The sequence below is a fragment of the Pseudomonas sp. P5_B2 genome (assembly GCF_056400445.1).
In genome coordinates this window covers 1-1,799 of record NZ_JBFULH010000748.1, presented here as the reverse complement: position 1 = coordinate 1,799, position 1,799 = coordinate 1, and the positions used below count along the sequence as shown (strand labels likewise).

At 52.0% G+C, this 1,799-nt stretch carries 3 protein-coding genes; 1 reads left to right on the top strand and 2 read right to left on the bottom strand.

The window, feature by feature from the left end; genetic code table 11:
* Together AC1DRJ_RS26305 and AC1DRJ_RS26300 are read right to left on the bottom strand one after the other, a co-directional pair.
* Positions 1 to 231: helix-turn-helix domain-containing protein (locus tag AC1DRJ_RS26305; RefSeq protein WP_477804723.1), on the bottom strand; the 231-nt coding region annotated here is incomplete at its 3' end.
* A gap of 153 nt (positions 232 to 384) precedes the next feature.
* On the bottom strand, positions 385 to 870 hold the full coding sequence (locus tag AC1DRJ_RS26300; protein ID WP_477804722.1) for a DUF6130 family protein: 486 nt from the start codon (positions 868 to 870) through the stop codon (positions 385 to 387).
* A 228-nt stretch (positions 871 to 1,098) separates the two neighbouring features.
* Between AC1DRJ_RS26300 and AC1DRJ_RS26295 the strand changes: the two genes are divergently transcribed.
* The gene (locus AC1DRJ_RS26295) at positions 1,099 to 1,536 is read left to right on the top strand and encodes a bleomycin resistance protein (RefSeq protein ID WP_477804721.1); all 438 of its coding nucleotides are present in this window, start codon (positions 1,099 to 1,101) and stop codon (positions 1,534 to 1,536) included.
* Positions 1,537 to 1,799 lie beyond the last annotated feature (263 nt).

Here is a 1,799-nt window from a genome sequence, read left to right as displayed (position 1 = left end):
GTGTATGGCCGTGATAGGCAAATCGAGAACAGCCGTGAGTTCAGAGAGCGTCATGCCCTCCGGCGAGTTGGCAAGCTCTTCCAAAACACGAAGGATGCGTTCAGCAACGGCGCTCATAGATTGTCGTAGTCCAAGCAGTTTCAGGGCCGAAATTGGCAACTGAGCCACTATAGTGAAAAGTGTTTTCAAAATGCAAACTGTTTTCACTTTTTGATTTTCTGTGTGGATCAAGTGACGCGGGTCGACTTTCTCCTGACGGTGATCGCCGGATGCCGAAACGGGCCGCCAGGTTTTTTGCTTCTCCTACAGGCTCGGTTACCCCCCGCGAAATGTCGCTCCATCTGAATTCTGGGGGTCTAGCCGTGGACTATGAACGCGCAATAGTCAGGGCTTTACGGTGTGACCGTCGTCAACGTGCGGGGCGTCAGCTGGTTTCTTCTCGGGAACAATAAAACTCACTGTCGTACTAGTGAGGATATTGTGCGATGGGTCAGCCACTTCAAGAAGAACCTTGTGAGTGCCGGGCGTCAGCCCAACCAGGATAATCGGGTCTTCACTGGTGTGCGCCCATGTACCTTTCCAGTCGTCGACGGTGACGTGAASGTGACCGAGACGGGGTGATACCTCAACAGCCGCTTTGCCAAATACCGGCATGATTCTGGCGCGCTCTGTTTGAAATTGGATAATGACAACACCCCGGGCGAGCGGCTCGGCAAGCGGCGGATAGGCAATGATTTTTGGCACCGTCTCAGAAGCCAATGGGAGTATGGCCGGTGGGTGATTGGTGTCTGCTATCCCTTCCCCGGACGCTCCCATGCAAAAGAAGACAGCCAAAGACAGGGCGAATAGATTTCCGGCGGCGAAGGGCATGGGATTTTCTCCCGCGTTGTTTCATTAAGGCTAGATCAATCAGAGCCGTTGTCTATGTCATGAAGAATGTGTCGCCGCGTCATTTCAAAACTGACCCCGTTAAGCCTAATGCGGACTGTCGCGCAATGGCGACCAAAAGTAGATATCTTGGTAGATACCCTCCTGAGCAGAGATGAGTAGTCCGTCCCACTGTTTGAGGGTGTGTTATCAACGACAAGGAGTCCGTTTATGAAGATAAACACGTTGGTTCCAGAGATGATTGTCTCTGACTTGCAACGAAGCCTGGAGTTTTACTGCCTGATTCTGGGGTTCAAGGTTGAATACGAAAGGCCTGAAGACAAATTCACTTTTCTGTCTTTTCAAGGCAGTCAATTGATGCTGGAACAGGATGATTTGCAAGCGTCTCCATGGCGCGTTGGCCCTTTATTATCACCCTATGGCCGAGGGATGAATCTTTCGATTCAATGCTCTGACACCAAAGCTTTGGCTCGAACCATCGAAGACGCGGGTATTGAATTACGCAGACCCATTGAAGAGTGCTGGTACCGAGACAATGAGCGCCTGCACGGCGAGCTTAATTTCTTGGTGCTCGATCCAGATGGCTATCTGTTGCGGTTCACTCAAAGCTTGGGGTTTAAAGCAATCGAGCATCATGCAACGGCCTGAAAAAATGAGGGTGTTGGCTTGATCATGGTGAAACTCCTGATTGTTCACCAGGAGCTACCCGCACCACTTGCAGATGATGGGTGGCAGCTATGTGCGGGTCTGCAAGACCGGGAAACCAGGAACCCGGCAGACCGAGGTTTCCCGCACAAAGCCGCCATTTCGCGGACATGAACGAGCGTCCTTTGGCAGGGCTATGCGACTGGTATTCCGGCGGGCTTGCAGACCCGATCACTGATGAGCAGTGACAGGAATCAAGTTACTGG

Bases quoted from the DNA above. Each gene is read 5' to 3' on its own strand.
- AC1DRJ_RS26295 (WP_477804721.1), top strand. From the start codon at position 1,099: ATGAAGATAAACACGTTGGTTCCAGAGATGATTGTCTCTGACTTGCAA.